19 protein-coding genes are annotated in these 19030 nt (G+C 73.5%); 10 read left to right on the forward strand and 9 right to left on the reverse strand.

The window, feature by feature from the left end:
- Positions 1-62: 62 nt before the first annotated feature.
- From ABTW87_RS06970 to ABTW87_RS06995, 6 genes are all read right to left on the reverse strand, one after another.
- The gene (locus ABTW87_RS06970; RefSeq protein ID WP_350649309.1) at positions 63-542 is read right to left on the reverse strand and encodes a cation:proton antiporter regulatory subunit; all 480 of its coding nucleotides are present in this window, start codon (positions 540-542) and stop codon (positions 63-65) included.
- Positions 543-589: 47 nt separating this feature from the next.
- Positions 590-1492, reverse strand: coding sequence for an ion transporter (locus tag ABTW87_RS06975; protein ID WP_350649311.1), 903 nt, complete (start codon positions 1490-1492; stop codon positions 590-592).
- A 278-nt stretch (positions 1493-1770) separates the two neighbouring features.
- The gene (locus tag ABTW87_RS06980; protein WP_350649313.1) at positions 1771-2169 is read right to left on the reverse strand and encodes a hypothetical protein; all 399 of its coding nucleotides are present in this window, start codon (positions 2167-2169) and stop codon (positions 1771-1773) included.
- On the reverse strand, positions 2166-2609 hold the full coding sequence (locus ABTW87_RS06985; RefSeq protein ID WP_350649315.1) for a hypothetical protein: 444 nt from the start codon (positions 2607-2609) through the stop codon (positions 2166-2168). Before ABTW87_RS06985 ends, ABTW87_RS06980 begins: the two co-directional genes overlap by 4 nt.
- Before the next feature lie 194 nt (positions 2610-2803).
- Entirely contained in the window at positions 2804-3484 is a 681-nt protein-coding gene (locus tag ABTW87_RS06990) for a hypothetical protein (protein ID WP_350649317.1), read from the reverse strand.
- Positions 3485-3736: 252 nt separating this feature from the next.
- Positions 3737-4852: a glycoside hydrolase family 183 protein gene (locus ABTW87_RS06995; RefSeq protein WP_350649319.1), complete on the reverse strand. Its 1116-nt coding sequence runs from the start codon at positions 4850-4852 to the stop codon at positions 3737-3739.
- Positions 4853-4997: 145 nt separating this feature from the next.
- Between ABTW87_RS06995 and ABTW87_RS07000 the strand changes: the two genes are divergently transcribed.
- Together ABTW87_RS07000 and ABTW87_RS07005 are read left to right on the forward strand one after the other, a co-directional pair.
- Complete coding sequence (locus ABTW87_RS07000) at positions 4998-6524, forward strand: N-acetylmuramoyl-L-alanine amidase (RefSeq protein WP_350649321.1); 1527 nt, start codon at positions 4998-5000, stop codon at positions 6522-6524.
- Positions 6525-6563: 39 nt separating this feature from the next.
- Positions 6564-9299 (forward strand): cation-translocating P-type ATPase, encoded by a 2736-nt coding sequence (locus ABTW87_RS07005; RefSeq protein ID WP_350649323.1) that lies wholly within the window; start codon positions 6564-6566, stop codon positions 9297-9299.
- A 6-nt stretch (positions 9300-9305) separates the two neighbouring features.
- Here ABTW87_RS07005 and ABTW87_RS07010 read toward each other — a convergent pair whose 3' ends face one another.
- Positions 9306-9713, reverse strand: a complete 408-nt coding sequence (locus ABTW87_RS07010; protein ID WP_350649325.1) for a RidA family protein — start codon at positions 9711-9713, stop codon at positions 9306-9308.
- Positions 9710-10561 (reverse strand): NAD(P)-dependent oxidoreductase, encoded by an 852-nt coding sequence (locus ABTW87_RS07015; RefSeq protein WP_350649326.1) that lies wholly within the window; start codon positions 10559-10561, stop codon positions 9710-9712. The genes ABTW87_RS07010 and ABTW87_RS07015 overlap by 4 nt, the downstream gene beginning before the upstream one ends.
- Before the next feature lie 58 nt (positions 10562-10619).
- Between ABTW87_RS07015 and ABTW87_RS07020 the strand changes: the two genes are divergently transcribed.
- Together ABTW87_RS07020 and ABTW87_RS07025 are read left to right on the forward strand one after the other, a co-directional pair.
- Positions 10620-11516 carry a LysR family transcriptional regulator gene (locus ABTW87_RS07020; protein WP_350649328.1) on the forward strand — a complete coding sequence of 299 codons (897 nt, stop codon included), beginning with the start codon at positions 10620-10622 and terminating at the stop codon, positions 11514-11516.
- Positions 11517-11655: 139 nt separating this feature from the next.
- Positions 11656-12981 carry a carbohydrate-binding domain-containing protein gene (locus ABTW87_RS07025; RefSeq protein ID WP_350649330.1) on the forward strand — a complete coding sequence of 442 codons (1326 nt, stop codon included), beginning with the start codon at positions 11656-11658 and terminating at the stop codon, positions 12979-12981.
- Positions 12982-12993: 12 nt separating this feature from the next.
- Here the strand turns inward: ABTW87_RS07025 and ABTW87_RS07030 are convergent, their stop codons facing one another.
- Positions 12994-13455 (reverse strand): MarR family winged helix-turn-helix transcriptional regulator, encoded by a 462-nt coding sequence (locus ABTW87_RS07030; RefSeq protein WP_350649332.1) that lies wholly within the window; start codon positions 13453-13455, stop codon positions 12994-12996.
- A 72-nt stretch (positions 13456-13527) separates the two neighbouring features.
- On the opposite strand from ABTW87_RS07030, the gene ABTW87_RS07035 reads away from it, so the two are divergent.
- From ABTW87_RS07035 to ABTW87_RS07060, 6 genes are all read left to right on the forward strand, one after another.
- A complete protein-coding gene (locus ABTW87_RS07035) occupies positions 13528-13980 on the forward strand; it encodes an SgcJ/EcaC family oxidoreductase (RefSeq protein ID WP_350649334.1) in 453 nt (150 codons plus the stop codon).
- Positions 13981-14061: 81 nt separating this feature from the next.
- Positions 14062-14958 (forward strand): alpha/beta hydrolase family protein, encoded by an 897-nt coding sequence (locus ABTW87_RS07040; RefSeq protein ID WP_350649336.1) that lies wholly within the window; start codon positions 14062-14064, stop codon positions 14956-14958.
- Between the two features lie 122 nt (positions 14959-15080).
- Positions 15081-16238, forward strand: a complete 1158-nt coding sequence (locus tag ABTW87_RS07045; RefSeq protein ID WP_350649338.1) for an acyl-CoA dehydrogenase family protein — start codon at positions 15081-15083, stop codon at positions 16236-16238.
- Complete coding sequence (locus ABTW87_RS07050) at positions 16235-17344, forward strand: acyl-CoA dehydrogenase family protein (RefSeq protein WP_350649339.1); 1110 nt, start codon at positions 16235-16237, stop codon at positions 17342-17344. The genes ABTW87_RS07045 and ABTW87_RS07050 overlap by 4 nt, the downstream gene beginning before the upstream one ends.
- 164 nt (positions 17345-17508) lie before the next feature.
- Complete coding sequence (locus tag ABTW87_RS07055; RefSeq protein ID WP_350649341.1) at positions 17509-18294, forward strand: ABC transporter ATP-binding protein; 786 nt, start codon at positions 17509-17511, stop codon at positions 18292-18294.
- Entirely contained in the window at positions 18291-19025 is a 735-nt protein-coding gene (locus ABTW87_RS07060; RefSeq protein ID WP_350649343.1) for an ABC transporter ATP-binding protein, read from the forward strand. The genes ABTW87_RS07055 and ABTW87_RS07060 overlap by 4 nt, the downstream gene beginning before the upstream one ends.
- Positions 19026-19030: the final 5 nt, after the last annotated feature.

A 19030-nucleotide genomic window follows, 5' to 3' on the forward strand; every position in this document is an offset into this window, starting at 1 on the left:
GGACCGAATCAGCACATCGCGCGATACCTGGACGACCGCGCGTCACAGTCGCGGAGCGGGCGTCAGCAGCTTGCGAGGACGTCCGCCGCGGCGGACGTCGCCGGCTCGGTGCCCGCGACGACCGCCTCGTCGCCGGCGGCCAGGACGAAGTCGCCCCCGGGCGCCGCGATCGTGTCGTCGCCGCGGATGACCGCGAGCAGCGACAGCGCCCGCCCGCCGAGGTCCACCTCGCGCCACGCCCGTCCGTCGGCCGGCGTGCCGGGGCCGATCGGGATCCGCACCACCGTGATGCCCGGTAGCTGTCGCTCCAGGTCCGCGACGTGCTGCACCGTCACGACCGCCGCCAGCAGGTCGGCGAGCAGTTGCGCCTCGGTCCGCTCCAGGGAGAGCGTGTGCGCGGCGGTGTCGGGATCGTCCGGGTGGTAGATGACCAGGTCACGCCGGCCGTCGGGGTAGGCGATGAGCCCTGCGCGCTGGCCGCCGGCCGTGGTGAAACGCTGGCTGACACCGATGCCCGGCAGACTCGTCTTCTCGACCTGCATCGTCCACCCCTCTCGCCGTGGCGGCACGTCGTCACGCCGCAGGGTGCTCAATCCCTATCATGATCGGCGGCCGGCGGGCCAGGTACGGACGCACTCGACGGCACCTGCCGTTCGTCGAGCGGTCGCCGGGGCGCGGTGACGACCGGGCGGCCGTGCCCGTCGCCGCGGTCGATCCGCAGTTCGCGTTCCAGTTCCGCGACGACCGTCCGCAGGTCGTCGAGGCGCTGGCTGAGCGCGATCCGGTCCACCTCGTCCGGCACCCCGTCGCCGTCCTCGTCGTAGTCGGACGCGAGCCCCTCGGTCATCTCCAGGCGGCGCGCCTCCTCCATCGAGTTGACGATGACCGCGATGAGGATGTTCAGCAGCAGGTTCACGGTGATGACGACGAAGCTGACGTAGTAGAGGATGGTCAGCGGCGACACCGCCATGCCCTGCTGGATGAGGTCCGGCAGCGTCTCCAGCGACAGCAGCACGAACAGCGTCAGCAGGGACCGGCCGATGTCGCCGTACTGCTCGGGGTAGCGCTCCCCGAAGATCAGCCAGCCGGCCATCCCGTACACGTACAGCGTCACCGCCGTCAGGGCGAAGAAGCCGGCCACGCCGGGCAGGCTCCGCCACAGCGCAGCCACGATCGTCCGCAGGCCGGGGGAGAAACGCACCAGGCGCAGCACCCGGGCCACCCGCAGGAACCGCAGCACGGCCGTGTCGCCGTGCAGACCCGGTATGAAGATCGCCGCGATCACCAGGAAGTCGAAGACGTTCCAGCCGTGCCGGAAGAAGTCCAGCGGCCGCCGGCCGTGCGCCGCGATGCGGACCGCGATCTCCGTCACGAACGCGACCCGGAACACCCATTCCAGGGCGTGCAGCGCCGGCGCCGCCGCGCCGAGATCGGGGTACGTCTCGAGCCCGAGCACCACGCCGTTGGCCATGATGAGCACGACGATGGCCACTTCGAACGGGCGTGACGCGACGATCCGGGCGCACCGTCGAGCCAGTGTGGACGCCGCGCCGGCCCGGTCCCGATCCGGCGTCGTCCCCGGGCTCACCGCCCCCACGGACCCGGATCCCCGGCCCCCGGGCCGTGCCGTCGGTCTGGGGAGGGCCGCGCTCGCATGTGCACAGCCTACGGTCGCCGCCGCGCAGCCGCGACGTCACCCTCGGCGACGATGCCCGGACCTGTGGCCGGCCGGTGGTGCCCGGATCGGCGCCGGTGACGGCCCGGGGCAGGTCAGGGGTGGTCGCGGCGGCGACGGTCCTCGCGGACGGCGTAGCGGATCGAGCGGAGGGTCGCGTCCGGCGCGAAGATCAACGCGTACCAGCGGTCCAGCATCGCGCGGAGCTCGACGATCGTCGCCTGCAGCCGCCGGGTCCGTTCGTCCGAGGCGCGCAGTTGCTCCCGCGCGGTCTGCGCCTCGGCCTCCAGCTCGGCCATCCGGGTACGCATCGGCTGCACAAGCGTCAGGGCGGTGTCGGTGAGCAGGTCGGCGGCCTCGGCGCGGAACTTGCCACGCTGCACCACGACGGCGGCGATGGCGGCGAGACCGCCGGCGCCGCCCAGGAGACCGAGCACCGACAGCAGGATCTGGAGCCACTGGGGCGCGGCGTTGGAAGGGGGTGGGGCTGTCATGGGAATCCGCCGACGACGTCCGTGGGTGACCGTTGTGATTCGACCATCCCCCGCAGCTCGCCCAGCAGTTCGCCGGCCCGCCACCACGACCCGATCGCCACGGCGGCGATGAACGACGTCGCCGCGACGGCCGTCCGCCCGGAGATCACCGCCAGGGCGACCGCGTACATGCCGGTGACCGTCCCGAGCATCAGCATGGACGCGAGCTCCATGCCGAGCCGGGTGGAGCAGCGGCCCGGCCAGAGCAGCCCGGCGATGCCGACCAGGCCGGCGACGATCAGCCCCGCCTCCCAGCCGATCCGGACCGGATCCGGCATGGCGACCTCCACCACCGGCGGCCGGACCTCCATGGCGATCATCAGGGCTCCGCACACCGGTGCGGTCGCGACGACCGCGTTCTGGAAGGGCCGCCGGTTACGCCAGATCAACCTCTTCGGCACCGTAGCTCCTCAAGGTCTCACGCCGAGCCGCTTCCGCGCGCCGTCGATAGGGGACGGATCCGCGCGGCCGAGGGAGTGACGACTAGCGTCGTTGGTGGCCGACAGTCCAGTCATATCACCCGGCCGGCACCGTCTCCAACTGATGAGATCCGACAAACCTGCAGGTCAGAAGGGGTGCGCGCGGGTGCGGCCGATCAGGCGGCCTGGCGCTCCTGATCGCCGCCGTCCCGGTTCTGGCTGCTGAGGAAGTACGCCCCGAGGGCGCCGGCGAGGGTGCCGAAGACCGCCACCGAGTAGAGGGCGAGGATCAGTTCGACGATCTGGGCGAACGGGTCGGTCGCACGCAGCCGCTGGCCGGTGATGGTCGTGAGCGCCACGTCGTGCAGGGACTGCCCGTAACTGCGGTAGGAGCCGCTGAGCACGAGCAGTTGACCGACGGCGAGGACCACGATCGTGGTGATGATCGCCAGCCAGGCCAGCCGGTCGGTGAGCAGCCGGCCGGCCGAGCGGGTGCCGCGCACGGCGGCGGACACCACGCCGCCGGCCCGGACCGCGCGGAGCAGGGCCGCCGCGCGGACGAAGCGGAGAAAGGGCACGGCGAGGAAGACCAGTTGCCACCAGTTGCGGCGCCAGAACCGGCCGGCGTCGTGCCGGGCCAGCCAGGCGCGCAGGGCGAACTCGGCGACGAAGACGGCCCAGAGCATCCAGGTGGCGACGTTCAACGCCCCGGACACCGCGGGATCGCGGGTCAACGCCTGCCCGAGCACCAGGAGCAGGAAGATGAGGCCGAGCGCCCCCATGGGCTTGTCGAGCCGCTGCGCCAGCCCGTGCAGGACGGCGTCGGTCGACCGCTTCTCGTCGTCCGGGCGGCTCACGGCGTCGGGCGCCGGCGTCGATCGGCAGCTACGACAGGCATCGGTCTTCCTCGGCAACGCGTCGTCGACCGTGGCGGCGGGCGGCCGGCAGGCGGGCGACGGGACGCCGGCCAGCGGGCGCCCGACCTCCAGACGTTAGCCGGCCGCGAGCCGGTTCGACGCCGTTTCCGGAAGCGCGTCGGACGGGTCTCGGCCTGGTGATCGCGCTGATGGGCTGGGCCCTGCTCGGCCGGTCGCGCCGGCCGGACGCGTTCAGGCGGTCCCGGCGAACTGGCTGACGTGGTACGCGGTGCTGCGGCCGTCCGCTGTCCTGGTCCACTTCGAGACCAACAGGTGGAGGTCGTTCGCCCGGCGGGTCGACCACGGATGGATGAAGCCCCCGTAGAGCCCCGGCTCCTGCCACGGGAAGACCTGCACCTTCTCGGCGGTCCACACCTGGTCGGGGCCGCCCGCGGTGCGGGTGACGATGCACCCGGTCGCGCAGTTCAGGTAGGACATCACCCAGGTGCCGTCGCTCAGCCGGCGTACCGACGGTTCGCCGAAGCGACCGGTCAGGATCGGCGTGCACGGGCGACCCCACCCCCAGTTGCTGCCGTTCCAGCCCCAGCCCACGTAGGACTCCGGGTAGAACAGCCGGTCCCAGCGGACCCGGCGCAGCATCATCGGGCCGTCCTGCCGTCCGGAGCGTACGGAGAAGACGTACACCCAGTCGCCGTCGCGTTGCATGGTCCACATCTGGAACGGATCCGTGTTGGCGCCGTTGTTCCACCACTTCAGCGGCGTCCGGATGAAGTCGTTGCCGTTGTCGCTGTACGCGAGCCCGGCGTAGCGGCTCTTCCAGTGCGGGCCCGCCGGCCCGGCCGAGTTCCAGTTCTCGATGCTCATGTAGGAGATGAGCTGGCGGCCGGTTTCCGGGAAGCTGATCCCGTCGTTGGGGATGACGGTCACCTCCCAGAGGCCGTCGATCCCGATCCCGTTGTGGCCGTTGTGCATCAGCTCGGGGGCGCGCCCGTTGCCGGCCACCCGGGCGGCGCTGTCGAACACGATCCCGCCGGCCGCGCCGGGATGGATGTTGGACCGCAGCAGCACCGGCGAGCGCCAGTCGTTGGGCAGCGGCGGGCCCTCCGGCCACGGCGTGTTGAAGGTGTCGCCGAACAGGTAGCCGATGGACCCGTTCTCCAGCACGTACGGGATGCCGAGATCGGTGCCGGCGACCCGCCACCGGTGGTTGGTGTCCAGGTCGGCGCCGGTGAGGCGCTTGCGCCAGGTGGCGGCCCGGGCCGGTCGCGTGGCCAGGTGCGGTGCGGCGGCGGTCGCCACGCCGGCCGCGGCGACCGTCGCCAGGAATGACCTCCGGTTCATGCTCATGGACCCAGTGTGCGTGCGCCGGGCCGCTCTGAAGGATGTCTTCATGTTCCTCGGAGCCTGATGCAAAAAATCTCGACAACGCATTGACAACCGTCATCGAACTTTCCCAGACTCGCCGGGATGCCGTCGTGAGGGAGGAACACCCATGGCCACGATTCCCTGGCTCGCGGACGTCCTGCGGGCCGCCGGGGTAGGCGTCGTCGAGCACGGTGACTGGCGCAACCGGATGGTGTCCGGCTCCTTCAACCCGATCGGTGTCCTGTGGCACCACACCGCCGCCCGGTCCAGCGCCAGCAACCCGCATCCGGCGTTGAACACCTGCATCTACGGCCGTCCCGACCTGCCGGGCCCGCTCTGCCAGGCGCTGGTGGACTACCACGGCGTCTTCCACCTCATCTCCGCCGGCCGCGCCAACCACGCCGGCGCCAGCCGCGGCAGCGGGCCGATCCCGGCCGGCGACGGCAACACCATGCTCGTCGGGTGGGAGATCGACTACGACGGGGTCAACCAGCGCATGACCGCCGCGCAGTACGACGCCTCGCTGGCCGCCACCGCGGCCGTCCTGCGGCAGCTCGGCCGGGACGCCGGCCACGCCCGCGGGCACCGGGAGACCAGCACTTCCGGCAAGATCGACCCGTCCTTCATCGACCTGGACCTGATGCGTGCCGACGTGGCCGCCCGGCTGTCCGGCGGTGGGGGAGTCGCCGGCCGGGCGTTCCAGTTCGGGGACAGCCAGCGCGTCGTGGCGGTCGGTACCGGTGGACAGTTGGTGAACCTGTCCTGGGCGCCGGGCCGCGGCGTCGTACGCGCCGACTGGGGCGGCGGGCCGCTGACGGGGCGGGCGGTGGGCTACGCCCACGCGAACCAGCAGCACGTGTTCGCCCGGGGGACGGACAACACGCTGCGGCACTTGTGGTACGGGCCGGGCATGGCCACACCGGGTGTGGACAACTGGAACACCGCCGGCCGGGTGCTGTCCAACCCGACCGGCTTCGCCTACGGCAGCCAGCAGCACGTCTTCTACCGCAACCCGGACGGGCACCTGGAACACCGCTTCTACGACCTGAACACCCGGCAGATCGCCGGTGGGGTCTGGCCGGGCGGCGCGTTCGTCGGAAACCCGCACGCGTTCGTGCACCGGGACCAGCAGCACATCTTCGGCCGGACGGCCGGCGGCGGACTGATCCACTGGTTCTGGTGGCCGGGGATCGACCCGGCGACCGATGACTGGGCGGTGACCGCCGGTGTGGCGTCGGACCCGAGCGGGTTCTCCTACGCCGGGAACCAGCATCACGTGTTCTTCCGGAACAGCGCCGGCGACCTGCAGCACCGGTTCTTCGACGATCCGAGCGGCACGCTGAACGGGGGCGTCTGGCCCGGCGGCGGTTTCGTGGGCAGTCCGCACGCGTTCGTGCACCGGGACCAGCAGCACGTCTTCGGCCGTGCCGCGGGCGGCGACCTGCGGCACTGGTACTGGTGGCCGGGCATCGAGCCGGGCACCGACAACTGGGGTGCGGTCGGCGTGGTCGCCGACGACCCGGTGGGCCTGTCCACCGCGAACCAGCACCACGTCTTCTACCGGATCGCCGACGGCACGCTCGAACACCGGTTCTTCGAGGACACCACCGGCCGGCTCACCGTCGACAACTGGGGCGGCAGCCTCGCGCCCTGAGCCGCCTCCTCGCGCCGCCTTGTCGGGGATGATGGGCGGATGTCGCAGTCCAGCGTGCCCGCCGCGCCACCCTGGCACGCCCGGCCGGCTGCCGAGGTCGCCGCAGAGTTCGGCGTGGACCCGCGCACCGGCCTGTCGTCGGCGGAGGCGGCCCGGCGACTGGAGCGGCACGGGCCGAACCGGCTGGCCGAGGCGAAGCGGGAACCGCGGTGGCGGGCCTTCCTGCGGCAGTTCGAGGACCTGATGATCCTCATCCTGCTGGTCGCCGCAGTGGTGTCCCTGGTGATCAGCCGGGAGTGGGAGACACCGGTCGCGATCGCCTTCGTGGTGCTGCTCAACGCCACGATCGGCTTCGTGCAGGAGTCGCGCGCCGAGGCGGCGCTGGAGTCGTTGCGGCGGATGAGCGTCACCACCGCGACCGTACGGCGGGACGGGGAGATCATCCGGCTGGACGCCCGGGACCTGGTGCCCGGCGACGTCGTGGTGGTGGAGGCCGGTGACCGGGTCCCCGCCGACGCCCGGCTGCTGTCGTCCACCGCGCTGCAGGCGCAGGAGTCCACGCTCACCGGGGAGGCCCAGCCGGTGAGCAAGGCGGCCCACGCCGCCGTCGACGAGCACGCCGCGTTGGGCGACCGCAGGACCACGGTGTTCATGAACACCGTGGTGACCCGTGGCCGGGGGGAGGCGCTTGTCATCGCGACCGGCATGGCGACCGAGACGGGCCGGATCGCCGACCTGCTGCACGACGCCCGGCCCGGCCCGACGCCGTTGCAGCGCCAGATCAACGGCCTCAGCCGGACCCTGGCGGTCATCGCCGGCCTGGTGATCGTCCTGGTGTTCGTGCTGGGCCTGGTCCGCGGGCAGGACTTCGGTGACCTGTTCATCAGCGCGGTCTCGCTCGCCGTCGCGGCGGTGCCGGAGGGTCTGCCGGCGGTGGTCGCGTTCACCCTGGCGATGGGCACCGGCCGGCTCGCCCGCCGGGGCGCGATCGTCAAGCGGCTGTCCTCGGTGGAGACGTTGGGCGGCACGTCGCAGATCTGCACCGACAAGACCGGGACGCTGACGCTCAACGAGATGACCGCGCGCGAGCTCCTGCTGGCGGGCCGGCGGTTCACCGTCTCCGGTCAGGGCTACCGCGCCGACGGTCGCATCCGCACCACCGACGCCGAGCCGCTGCCCGGGACGATCGACCTGGCGCTGACCGCGATGGCCCTGTGCAGCGACGCCGTGGTGCACGACAGCGACCTGGTCGGCGACCCCACCGAGGGCGCGCTCGTGGTGCTGGCCGAGAAGGGCGACCTCGACGTGGCCGCCGTGCGCCGGCAGCATCCGCGGACGCTGGAGATACCGTTCGACTCCGACCACAAGTTCATGGCGACGTTCCACCGGTGGACCGGCGACGACGGCACCGAGGTGGTGCGCTGCTTCGTCAAGGGCGCCCCGGACGTGCTGTCCGCCCGGGCCGACCGGTACCTCGGCGCCACCGGGGTGCTGCCGTTCGACGACTCCGCCCGGACCCGCTATGACGAGGGCAACGCGTTCCTCGCCGAGCAGGGGATGCGGGTCATGGCGGTGGCCTACGAGGACTTCCCGGCCGCCGCGTTCGACCCGGGCGACGACCCGAAGGACCTGCTCGACCGGCTCGTTCTCGTCGCGCTGGTCGGCATCGTCGACCCGCCCCGGGCGGAAGCGCGGGAGGCGGTCGCGCAGTGCCGGGCGGCGGGCATCCGGGTCCGGATGCTCACCGGCGACCACGCCGTCACCGCCGCCGCCATCGCCCGCGAACTCGGCATCCCCGGCCGCGCTGTCACCGGCACCGACCTCGACACCGTCGCCGACGACACCGAACTGGCCCGGCGGCTCGACGACGTCGGCGTGGTCGCCCGCGTGTCACCCGCCCACAAGATCCGGATCGTGCGCGCCCTGCAGGGGCGCGGCGACGTGGTCGCCATGACCGGCGACGGCGTCAACGACGCGCCCGCCCTGCGCAACGCCGACATCGGCGTCGCGATGGGCATCGCCGGGACGGAGGTGAGCAAGGAGGCCGCGACGATGGTGCTCACCGACGACAACTTCGCCACAATCGTCTCCGCCGTCCGCGAGGGCCGCGGCGTCTACGCCAACATCGTCAACTTCACCCGCTTCCAGGTCTCGACCGCGCTGGGCTTCGTCCTGACCTTCCTCGTCGCGGCGGTGACCGGCATCGCCGGCGGCGCGCCGTTCACCGCGTTGCAGATCCTCTTCGTCAACCTGGTGATGGACGGCCCGCCCGCCATGTCGCTGGGCGTCGACCCGGTCAGCCCGGACGCGATGCGCCAACCGCCACGCGGGGCGGCGGAGCGGATCCTGAACCGGCCCCGGCTGATCCGCATCCTGCTGGCCAGCGCGGTGATGGCCACCGGAACCCTGGCCGTCCTGGTGTGGGCGCCCGGACCGGCGCCGCGGATCGGGGAGGCCACCACCGCCGGCACGATGGCCTTCGTGACGTTCGTGCTGTTCCAGGCGTTCAACCTGCTCAACGTCCGGCACGACGTGCGCAGCGTGGTCAGTCGGGAGACGCTGGAGAACCGGTGGGCGTTCGTGGCCACCGGTGCCGTGGTCGTCCTGCTGGCGCTGGTGGTGCAGTTGGACGTCCTGCACGGCGTGTTCACCACGACCGACATCACCGCCGGGCAGTGGCTCGTCTGCGCGGCGGTGGCCTCCACCATCCTCATCGCGGGTGAGCTGGTGAAGGCCGTGCTGCGCCACCGTGCCCGGCGGGCCGCCACCGCCTGACGACCGTCAGGCGGCCGGCACGGCGGCGGTCACCTCCACCTCGATCACCGCGCCGTCGAGGAAGAGCCGGTTGACCTCGACCGTCGTGCTGGCGGGCTTGGGGCCCGGGAAGTGCCGGTTGCGGACCGCCGCGTAGCCGGCCAGGTCACCCAGGTCGGTCATGAACGTCCGGATGTGCAGCACGTCGGCGAAGCCGGCGCCGTGGGCGGCCAGCAGGCCGCCGATCAGCTCGAAGATCCGCTCGGACTGCGCCCGCACGTCGCCGGGGGCCACCACGACGCCGTCGTCGTTCACGCCGACCTGGCCGGAGAGCAGGAGCAGGGCACCGGCCGGCGGGTCGAGCCGGGCGACGTGGGCGAAGCGGTCGCCGAACGGGGCGGGAACGGTCGCCGGGTTGTCCAGGGTCACGGTCACGGTGGGTCCTCCGGTGCGTCGATGAGGGTGGCGATGTCGTCGTGCGGGTGCGGCGCGGCGGCCAGCACCGAGGCGGCGGCCCGCAGGACGGGCGCCGGTGCGTCGTCGCCCAGCGCGGCCAGGGCCAGCCGGGCGTCCTTCGCCGCCAGGGCCACGGCGAAGGCGGCGCCGGTGGTGGTCGCCCGGGCGACCGCGCCGCTGAGCGGCCCGGTGGCGAGCGCCTCGATCGCGGTGCGCCGGTCCACGCCGGCCGCCGCCGCGACGGCCAGCGCGTCGGCGACGGCGGTGACACCGGTGACCAGCGCGGTGTTGAGGACCAGCTTCAGCGCGGCGCCGCTGCCGGGGCCGCCACAGCGGCGCACGGTGCCGAGCCGGTCCAGCACCGGAGCGACCCGGTCGAGCGCCGCCGGCGCGCCGCCGGCCAGCACCACGAGCCGGCCCGCCTCGGCCGCGCCGGCGCTGCCGGCCACCGGCGCGTCCACCAGGGGCACCGTCGCCGGCAACAACCGGGCCAGGTCCCGCGTGGCCCGGGGCCCGATGGTGGACATCTCGACCACGTGGGCGCCGGGGCGGAGGGCGCCGGCCGCCGCCCCGAGCACCTCGCGGACCGCCGTCGCGTCGGTGAGCATCGTGATCACCACGTCGGCGTCCCGGACGGCCTCGGCCGCGGCGCCGGTGGCCCGCGCACCGGCCGCGACGAGCGGGTCGGCCCGGGCGCGGGTGCGGTTCCAGACGGTGAGGCGCTGCCCGGTGGCGAGCAGCCGGCGACCGATCGCGGTGCCCATCGTGCCGGTGCCGAGAAGTGCGACGGCGTCCATGGCCAGGAACGCTAGACACCGATCAGCCATGCGACCAACGAATGTTGCGCATGGCCGTCATGCGGCCAGCACATGGCAGGATGGCAGAATGCAACCCGCCGCCCTGGAGGTGTTCCGGACCGTCGCCGCGTACGGCTCGATCACCGCCGCCGCGCGGGCCCTGCGCTACACCCAGTCCGCCGTCTCGCGGCAGATCGCCGCCCTGGAGGCCGAGACCGGCGCGCGGCTGTTCGACCGGCTGCCGCGCGGCGTCGCCCTGACCGAGCAGGGTCGGTGCCTGCTCGGCCACGCCGAGGCGGTGCTCGACCGGCTGGACGCCGCCCGCCGGGACCTGGCCGCGCTCGGTGACCTGACCGCCGGCCGGCTGCGCGTCGGCGCGTTCCCGACCGCCGTCGCCGCGCTCGTCCCGCGGGCGCTGGCCGCGTTCCGCGCCACCCACCCCGGCGTGGCGTTGTCCCTCGTGGAGGGGCTCACCCCCGGCCTGCTGGAGCGGCTGTCCGCCGGCGACGCCGACGTCGTGGTGGTCAGCGCGGCGCCCGACCGGCCGCTCGACGGCGACCGGTTCGATCTGCACCACCTGCTCGACGAGGTGCTGCTGGTGGCGGTGCCCCGGACGCACCGGCTCGCCCGCCGCCGTACCGTCCGCCTGCGCGAGCTGGCCGACGACGCGTTCATCGCCGGGTCGGCCACCGCCGAGGAGACGCTCCTGCGGGCCGCCCTGCCGGCCGGGTTCCGGCCCCGGGTCGACATCGTCGCCGCGGAGTGGACCGGCAAGCTCGGCTGCGTGGCGGCCGGGCTGGGCGTCGCGCTGGTGCCGGCCCTTGCGGTCCGGGCGACGCCGCCCGACCTCGCCCTGCTGCGCGTGCACCGCGAGGACGCCGCCGTCCGGCGGGTCTTCGCCGCGACCCTCGCCGGCCGGACCCGGCCGCCTGCGGTGCGGGCGTTCCTCGCCCGGCTCGACGCGGCGGCGGCCGGCTTGCGGTGAGGCGACGCACAGCCGATCCGACTACTCTTCGTGTACACGCCGTGTCCACGTAGTCAGCCGGGTTGATGCGTGGTGACGTGCGCTTTCTCCCGTAGCATCCCCGGAGCCGGCGTCCGCCGGTGCTGACGGGAGGTCACCGATGCGGATCACGCGGACGATCGTGGCGGTGCTGGTCGTGGTGTCGGCCGGAGGTCTCGCCGGCGTCGCCAACGCGGTGGGGTCGTCCCCGTTCACCGTGGTCAACGGCACGATCCAGCCGGCCACCGGCACGCCGGTGCCGCCGTCCGGGACACACGCCACGCTGTGGCGCGACGAGAGCTCGGCCAGCACCACCGTGCAGGGTGCCGGCCGGGTGGTGATCGGCGCGATCGGTGACCACTGCGACGGCTGGCCGGTCGTCCGGGTCCGGGTGGACGGAACGGTCGCCGGTGAGGCCACGATCGGCAGCGCCACCGACTACGGCGCCTACGCGGTGGGTCCGGCGCTCGGCGACGGGACCCGGACCGTCACCGTCGAACTCGTCAACGACCGGTACACCGCCGAGTGCGACCGCAACGTCCACGTGGCGTACGCCCGGATGGAGGCCGCGCCGGCCCCGACCGATCCACGGTTCAGCTTCGCGGTGCTGCCGGACACCCAGGAGGAGGTCGTCAACGCGGGCGACGGCCGGTTCTGGCAGCGCACCGACTGGCTGGTCGCCAACCGGTCGGCGCTGGACCTGCGCTTCGTCACGCACGCCGGTGACGTGGTCAAGTGGGACACCCCGGACCACGTGCAGTACGTCCGGGCCCGGGACGCGCTGCGACCGTTGGAGGCCGCCGGGGTGCCGTACTCGCTCACCGTCGGCAACCACGACACCCAGGTCTACGCGCCGGACGGGACGGTGCGCCGGCCCGCCGGGCCGTTGCTGCGCGACACCACCGTCTTCAACCGGTACTTCACCGCCGGGACGGTCCGGGGCCGGTTCGAGGCCGGCAAGGTCGACAACGCGTACGCGACCTACCAGGCCGGTGGCGTGCGGTGGCTGCTGCTGACCCTGGAGCCGTGGCCCCGGGCGGCGGCGGTCGGCTGGGCGCGGGACGTGGTGGCCGCCCATCCCCGGCACAACGTCGTGGTGGTGACGCACCACTACCTGGAGGCGGACGGGACGATCGGGGCGAGCGCCGGGTACGGGTCGACGAGTCCGCGGTACCTGTTCGACAACCTGATCTCGCGCTACCCGAACATCCGCCTGGTCTTCTCCGGCCACACCGGCACCGCCGCGTACCGGGTGGACACCGGTGCGCACGGCAACCGGATCCACTCGTTCCTGCAGACCTTCCACTCCCGCCGCACCAACCCGGTCCGGCTGGTGGAGGTGGACGTCGCCAGCGACTCCCTGCGGACTTGGATCTACGCGCCGCACACCGCCGAGGACTTCCCGGCGCACGAGCGGACGGTCAGCGGGCTCCGGCTGCTCCGCTGATCCGGGCCGGCGTCAGCGCCGCCGTCCGTCGCGGATCTGCCGGGTCGCCTCCCGGAAGGCGGGTGCGGCCCGCTCGAAGTAGTCGAAGAGGACGTCGAGCTGCTCCGGTGTGTACGCGGCGAGCACGTCGGCGAGGCGGTCGCGCGCCGGGGTCACCACCTCGTCGATGCGGCCGAGCGCCTCCGGGACCGGTTCGACCACGACCTTGCGCCGGTCGGCCGGGTCGGCGGCGCGGCGGGCGTAACCGGCGCGTTCCAGCCGGTCGATAAGCCTCGTGGTGGCACCGGTGGTCAGCCCGATCCGCGTCGCGAGGTCGCCGGAGGTCAGTGAACCCTCAAGCGTGATGAGGCTGAGCGCGTGCCACTCCGACGGGTGCAGGCCGGCCGCCTCCGCCCCCGCCATGCCGTGCAGGCCGACCGCGTCGAGGTAGCGGCGGAAGATGGCGTGCCGCTCGTCCCATGACCGCCTTGCCATACCGATGGACCTCTTCCTATTATCTGCACACATGCAGATTCTGCTTAGATGCAGATTATCCTGGGAGGAATCATGCCCGACGACCGTACCGCCGTCCTCGCCGTGATCGACGCGCTCGTTGCCGCCTGGGGCCGGCAGGACGCCGAGGCGTACGGGCGGCTGTTCACCGCCGACGCCACCTATGTCACCTGGGTGGGCACCCACTACCGGGGCCGGCGGGACATCGTGGCGAGTCACCAGGAGCTCTTCACGAAGTTCGTCAAGGGCACCCGGCTCGCCGACGAGGTGCTCGACGTCCGGTTCCTGGGGCCGGACGCCGCGGTGGTCACCGGCCGCGGCGAGATCTACAAGGGCGACCGTCCGAGGCGGCTGACCAAGGTGCAGACGTACGTGCTGGTGCGCGAGGACGACGGCCGGTGGCGGATCGCCGCCTTCCAGAACACCAAGCGCAAGCCGCTGATGGAGGCCGTGTCGTTCCGGTTCGCCCGTGGTCTCGTCCCGACCGGCGCCGGAATCGACAGGTGATTTCGCCGATGCGGCGCCCCCGCTAACCATCGAAGACTGACGCACGTCGATCCCACTCCGACCCAGCAGGGAGTACCCGACGTGCGATCATCCACCACCACCCGTCCCCGTTCCGTCATCTCCACCCTGGCCCGGCTCGCCGTGACGGCGTTCCTGGCCGGCGGCGCCGCGCTGGCCGTACCGGCCGCCGCTCAGGCGGACAACCCGTACGAGCGCGGCCCCGCCCCGACCAACGCGATCCTGGAGGCCAGCCGCGGCCCGTTCGCCACCTCGTCGTTCAGCGTCTCCTCCTGGAGCGTCACCGGCTTCGGCGGCGGGGTCGTCTACTACCCGACCAGCACCAGCGAGGGCACCTTCGGCGCCGTCGCCATCTCGCCCGGCTACACCGCCTCCTGGTCCACCCTGGACTGGCTCGGCCCGCGGATCGCCTCGCACGGCTTCGTGGTCATCGGGATCGAGACCAACAGCCGTTTCGACCAGCCGGCCAGCCGGGGGCGGCAACTGCTCGCCGCGCTGGACTGGCTGACCGAGCGCAGCTCGGTGCGCGGCCGCATCGACGCGACCCGGCTCTCCGTGGCCGGCCACTCGATGGGCGGCGGCGGCAGCCTGGAGGCGGCCGTCTCCCGGCCGTCGCTGCAGGCCGCCGTGCCGATCGCGCCGTGGAACCTGGACAAGACCTGGGGCGACGTGCGCGTCCCGACCCTGATCGTCGGCGGCGAGTCGGACAGTGTGGCCCCGGTCTCGTCGCACGCGGAGCCGTTCTACTCCAGCATCCCGGCCTCGTCCGAGAAGGCGTACCTGGAGTTGAACGGGGCGAGTCACTTCTTCCCGCAGACCACCAACACCCCGCTCGCCAAGCAGATGGTCGCCTGGCTGAAGCGGTTCGTCGACAACGACACCCGGTACGAGCCGTTCCTCTGCCCGGGCCCGAGCGGGCTCGCGATCGAGGAGTACCGCAACACCTGCCCGCACTCCTGATCGCGACCCGGGGCGGCCGTGCCCGTGCGGCCGCCCCGGCACCCGCCGCCGGGCTCTTCCGTCCCGCGCGGCGCAGCACTATATTGCAGTGCCAGTGCAAATAATCCTGATGGGAGGTGGCGGTGCCCGAGCACACCCCGGAGCGGCTGCGAGCCCTGGTCGACGCGTTCCTGCGGGCGAACGACCCGGCCGGCGAGCGGACCGCGTTCCTGCGGGCCCGCTTCGACGCCGGACTGGCCTGGGTGCACTTCCCTCCCGGGCTCGGCGGACGCGGCGCCCCGCGGCACCTGCAACCGGTGGTGGACGAGGCGTTCGACCTGGCCGGCGCGCCGGACAACCGCCCCCGCCGTAACAGCATCGGCCTCGGCATGGCCGCGCCGACCCTGCTGCGCCACGGCACCGCCGGGCAGCAGCGGCGCTGGCTGCGACCCCTGTGGACCGGCGAGGAGATCTGGTGCCAGCTGTTCAGCGAGCCCGGTGCCGGCTCCGACCTCGCCGGCCTCACCACCCGCGCCGTGCGCGACGGCGACGACTGGGTGGTCGACGGGCAGAAGGTGTGGACCTCGCTGGCCCACCGGGCGCGCTGGGCGATCCTGCTGGCGCGCACCGACCCCGGAATGCCGAAGCACCGGGGGATCACGTACTTCGTCTGCGACATGACCGCACCCGGCGTCGAGGTGCGCCCGTTGCGTCAGCTCACCGGCGAGGCCGAGTTCAACGAGGTCTTCCTCACCGGGGTGCGGGTGCCGGACGCGCACCGGATCGGCGCCGTCGGGGAGGGCTGGCAGGTCGCGCGGACCACGCTGATGAACGAACGGGTCGCCATCGGCGGCCTGCCGCTGCCCCGGGAGGGCGGGATGATCGGCCTGCTGGCCCGGGGCTGGCGCGAGCGGCCCGAGCTGCGTACGCCGGGGCTGCACGAGGAGGTGCTGCGGGCGTGGGTACGCGCCGAGGCGGCCCGGCTGACCGCCCTGCGGCTGCGCCAGCAGGTGGCCGCCGGTGAGCCGGGGCCGGAGGGGTCGGCGGTGAAGCTCTCCTTCGCCGAGCTGGCCCAGTGGATCAGCGGCCTGGAGGTGGAGTTCCTCGGCGCGCAGGGCCTGCGGTACGACGACTGGACGCTGCGCCGCCCCGCCGAGCCGGACCTGCTCGGCCGCACCGCCACCTACCGCTACCTGCGCGCCCGCGGCAACTCCATCGAAGGCGGCACGTCGGAGATCCTGCGCACGATCGTCGCCGAGCGGGTGCTCGGCCTGCCCCGCGAACCCCGGGTGGACCGGTGACCGACCTGCTCTACAGCGCCGACGAGGAGGCGCTGCGCGACAGCGTCCGCGCCCTGCTCGCGGCACACGCACCCGGGCAGCGCGTGCTGGCCCGGCTCGACGGCGACGACCCGTACGACGGGGCACTGTGGGCCCGGCTGGCCGGCCAGCTCGGGCTCACTGGGCTGGCGGTGCCGGAGGCGTACGGCGGTGCCGGCGCCGGCTTCCGCGAGGTGGCGGTGGTGCTGGAGGAGCTGGGCCGTGCGGTCGCCCCGGTGCCGTACCTCGGCACCACCGTGGCCACCCGGGCGTTGCTCTCCTGCGGCGGGAGCGAGCTGCTCGGCCGCGTCGCCACCGGCGACTGCGCGGTTGCGCTCGCCGTCTGCTTCGCCACCGCACCCGGCACCCGCCCGCACCCCCTCGCGGTTGCTCCCGACGGGACGCTCTCTGGCACGGTGCCGGGGGTGGCCGACGCCCTGCCCTGCGACGTGCTGCTGGTCCCCGCCGGTGACGGCCTGTACGCCGTCGACGCCGCCGGACCGGGCGTGCGGATGGTGCCCGTGGTGTCGCTGGACGCCACCCGCACACTGGCCGACCTGGTTCTCACCGGGGCGCCCGGGCGGCTCCTCGCCTCCGGGGCGGCGGCGTGGGCCGCGCTCGACGACGCGTTGACCGCCGGTGCCGCCCTGCTCGCGTCCGAGCAGGTCGGCGTCGCGCAGTACTGCCTGGACCGCACGGTCGGGCACGTCCGGGAGCGGCACCAGTTCGGCCGGCCGGTCGGCTCGTTCCAGGCGGTCAAGCACCGGCTGGCCGACCTGTGGGTGGAGGTCACCGAGGCCCGGGCGGTGGCCCGGCACGCCGCCGACCGGCTCGCGACCGGGCACGCGGAGGCTCCGCTCGCGGCATCGCTGGCCCAGGCCTACTGCGGGCCGGTCGCGGTGCACGCCGCCGAGGTCGGTGTGCAGCTGCACGGCGGCATCGGCTTCACCTGGGAGCATCCCCTGCACTTGTACCTCAAGCGGGCCAAGAGCAGTGCGATCGCGTTCGGCACCGCCGACCGGCACCGGGCGGCCGTGGCGCGCCTGGTCGACCTGCCGGCCCCGGGGCACGGCGTGCCGGTCGCCTGAAACGCTTCCTCGTCAGTGCAGAAAAGCCGAAGGACGACGCGGTCGGCTCCGGGTCGGCGAATCCGTTGCGGACGTGTCACGACAGCGTATCGACGGTATTGACGAGCCAGCCAAGAAACGTACACTGCCAGTGTAATTTCTGGCCCCGACGTGAGGGACGAGTGATGGCGCAAGGGCTCGCACTGCACCACATCGGGGTCCGCTTCGGGGGCCTCACCGCCCTCGACGACGTCTCGCTCCGGGTGCCCCCCGGGCGGGTGGTGGGCGTCATCGGTCCGAACGGTGCCGGCAAGACCACCCTGTTCAACGTCATCTGCGGTTTCGTCCCCCCGGACACCGGCACCCTCACCCTCGACGGCGCGCCGCTGCGGCCGCGTCCGCACCGGCTCACCCGGCTCGGCATCGCCCGCACCCTGCAGGGCACCGGGCTCTTCGCCGGGCTCACCGTGCTGGAGAACGTGATGGCCGGCGCCACGCACACCGCCCGGGCCGGCTTCGCCTCGGCCCTGCTCGGCCTGCCACGCAGCGACCGGGACGAACGCCGACTGCGCCGGCACGCCCTCGACGTCCTCGACACGCTCGGCATCGCCGCGCACGCGTACGCCGTGCCGGCGACGCTGCCCTTCGCCGTACGCCAGCGGGTCGCCCTGGCCCGCGCCCTCGCCGCCCGGCCCCGCCTGCTGCTGCTCGACGAGCCGGCCGGCGGCCTCGGCGCCGAGGACATCACCGAGCTGGCCGAGCTGATCCGGCAGCTGCCCCGGCGCGACACCGACCCGTGCGCGGTGCTGCTGGTCGAGCACCACATGGACCTGGTGATGTCGGTCTGCGACGACATCGTCGTCCTCGACTTCGGCCGGGTCGTCGCCACCGGCACCCCCGAGGCGGTGCGGGACGACCCGGCCGTCGCCGACGCCTACCTGGGCGCCGCCGTCGACGAGGCGGCGGCATGAGCGGGGACGGCGCGGCGGGCGACCTGCTCGCCGTCGAGGGACTGGTGGCCGGCTACGGGGCGGCGCCGGTGCTGCACGCCGTCGACCTGCGCGTGCCCGCCGGCGCGATCGTGGCCGTCGTCGGCGCCAACGGCGCTGGCAAGACGACCCTGCTGCGCGCCCTTTCCGGCCTGCTGCGCCCCACCGCCGGTCGGATCCTCCTCGACGGCGAGGAGCTGCGCGGCACACCGGTCGAGCAACTCGTCCGCCGCGGCATGGCCCACGTTCCCGAGGGGCGCGGTGTGATCGGCGAGCTGACCGTCGAGGAGAACCTGCGCCTCGGCGGGCTGTGGCGCCGCGACCGCGCCGACGCCGACCGCGCCCGCGAGGAGGTGTACGAGCTGTTCGAGCCGCTGGCCCGCCGGCGCCGGCACCTCGGCCACCAGCTCTCCGGCGGCGAGCGGCAGATGCTCGCCCTCGGCCGCGCCCTGGTCGCCCGGCCCCGCCTGCTGCTGCTCGACGAGCCGTCGCTCGGCCTGGCACCCCGGGTGGTGGCCCAGACGATGGCGCTGCTGCGGCAGCTGCGCGACCGCACCGGCCTCGCCGTGCTGCTGGTCGAGCAGAACGTCCGCAGCGCGCTCACCGTCGCCGACCAGGGCGTCGTGATGTCCCTCGGCCGGGTGGTCACCACCGCCCCCGCCGCCCGGCTGCGCGACGACGCCGACCTGCGTCACGCGTACCTCGGATTCTGACCCCC

Source organism: Micromonospora sp. NPDC126480, from assembly GCF_040302465.1.
GTDB lineage: Bacteria > Actinomycetota > Actinomycetes > Mycobacteriales > Micromonosporaceae > Micromonospora.

Coding starts and splice junctions, on each gene's coding strand:
- ABTW87_RS07030 (WP_350649332.1), bottom strand. CDS start 13,455: ATGGCAAGGCGGTCATGGGACGAGCGGCACGCCATCTTCCGCCGCTAC.
- ABTW87_RS06980 (WP_350649313.1), bottom strand. CDS start 2,169: ATGACAGCCCCACCCCCTTCCAACGCCGCGCCCCAGTGGCTCCAGATC.
- ABTW87_RS07015 (WP_350649326.1), bottom strand. CDS start 10,561: ATGGCTGATCGGTGTCTAGCGTTCCTGGCCATGGACGCCGTCGCACTT.
- ABTW87_RS07005 (WP_350649323.1), top strand. CDS start 6,564: ATGTCGCAGTCCAGCGTGCCCGCCGCGCCACCCTGGCACGCCCGGCCG.
- ABTW87_RS07035 (WP_350649334.1), top strand. CDS start 13,528: ATGCCCGACGACCGTACCGCCGTCCTCGCCGTGATCGACGCGCTCGTT.
- ABTW87_RS07000 (WP_350649321.1), top strand. CDS start 4,998: ATGGCCACGATTCCCTGGCTCGCGGACGTCCTGCGGGCCGCCGGGGTA.
- ABTW87_RS07020 (WP_350649328.1), top strand. CDS start 10,620: ATGCAACCCGCCGCCCTGGAGGTGTTCCGGACCGTCGCCGCGTACGGC.
- ABTW87_RS06970 (WP_350649309.1), bottom strand. CDS start 542: ATGCAGGTCGAGAAGACGAGTCTGCCGGGCATCGGTGTCAGCCAGCGT.
- ABTW87_RS07025 (WP_350649330.1), top strand. CDS start 11,656: ATGCGGATCACGCGGACGATCGTGGCGGTGCTGGTCGTGGTGTCGGCC.
- ABTW87_RS06995 (WP_350649319.1), bottom strand. CDS start 4,852: ATGAGCATGAACCGGAGGTCATTCCTGGCGACGGTCGCCGCGGCCGGC.
- ABTW87_RS07060 (WP_350649343.1), top strand. CDS start 18,291: ATGAGCGGGGACGGCGCGGCGGGCGACCTGCTCGCCGTCGAGGGACTG.
- ABTW87_RS07055 (WP_350649341.1), top strand. CDS start 17,509: ATGGCGCAAGGGCTCGCACTGCACCACATCGGGGTCCGCTTCGGGGGC.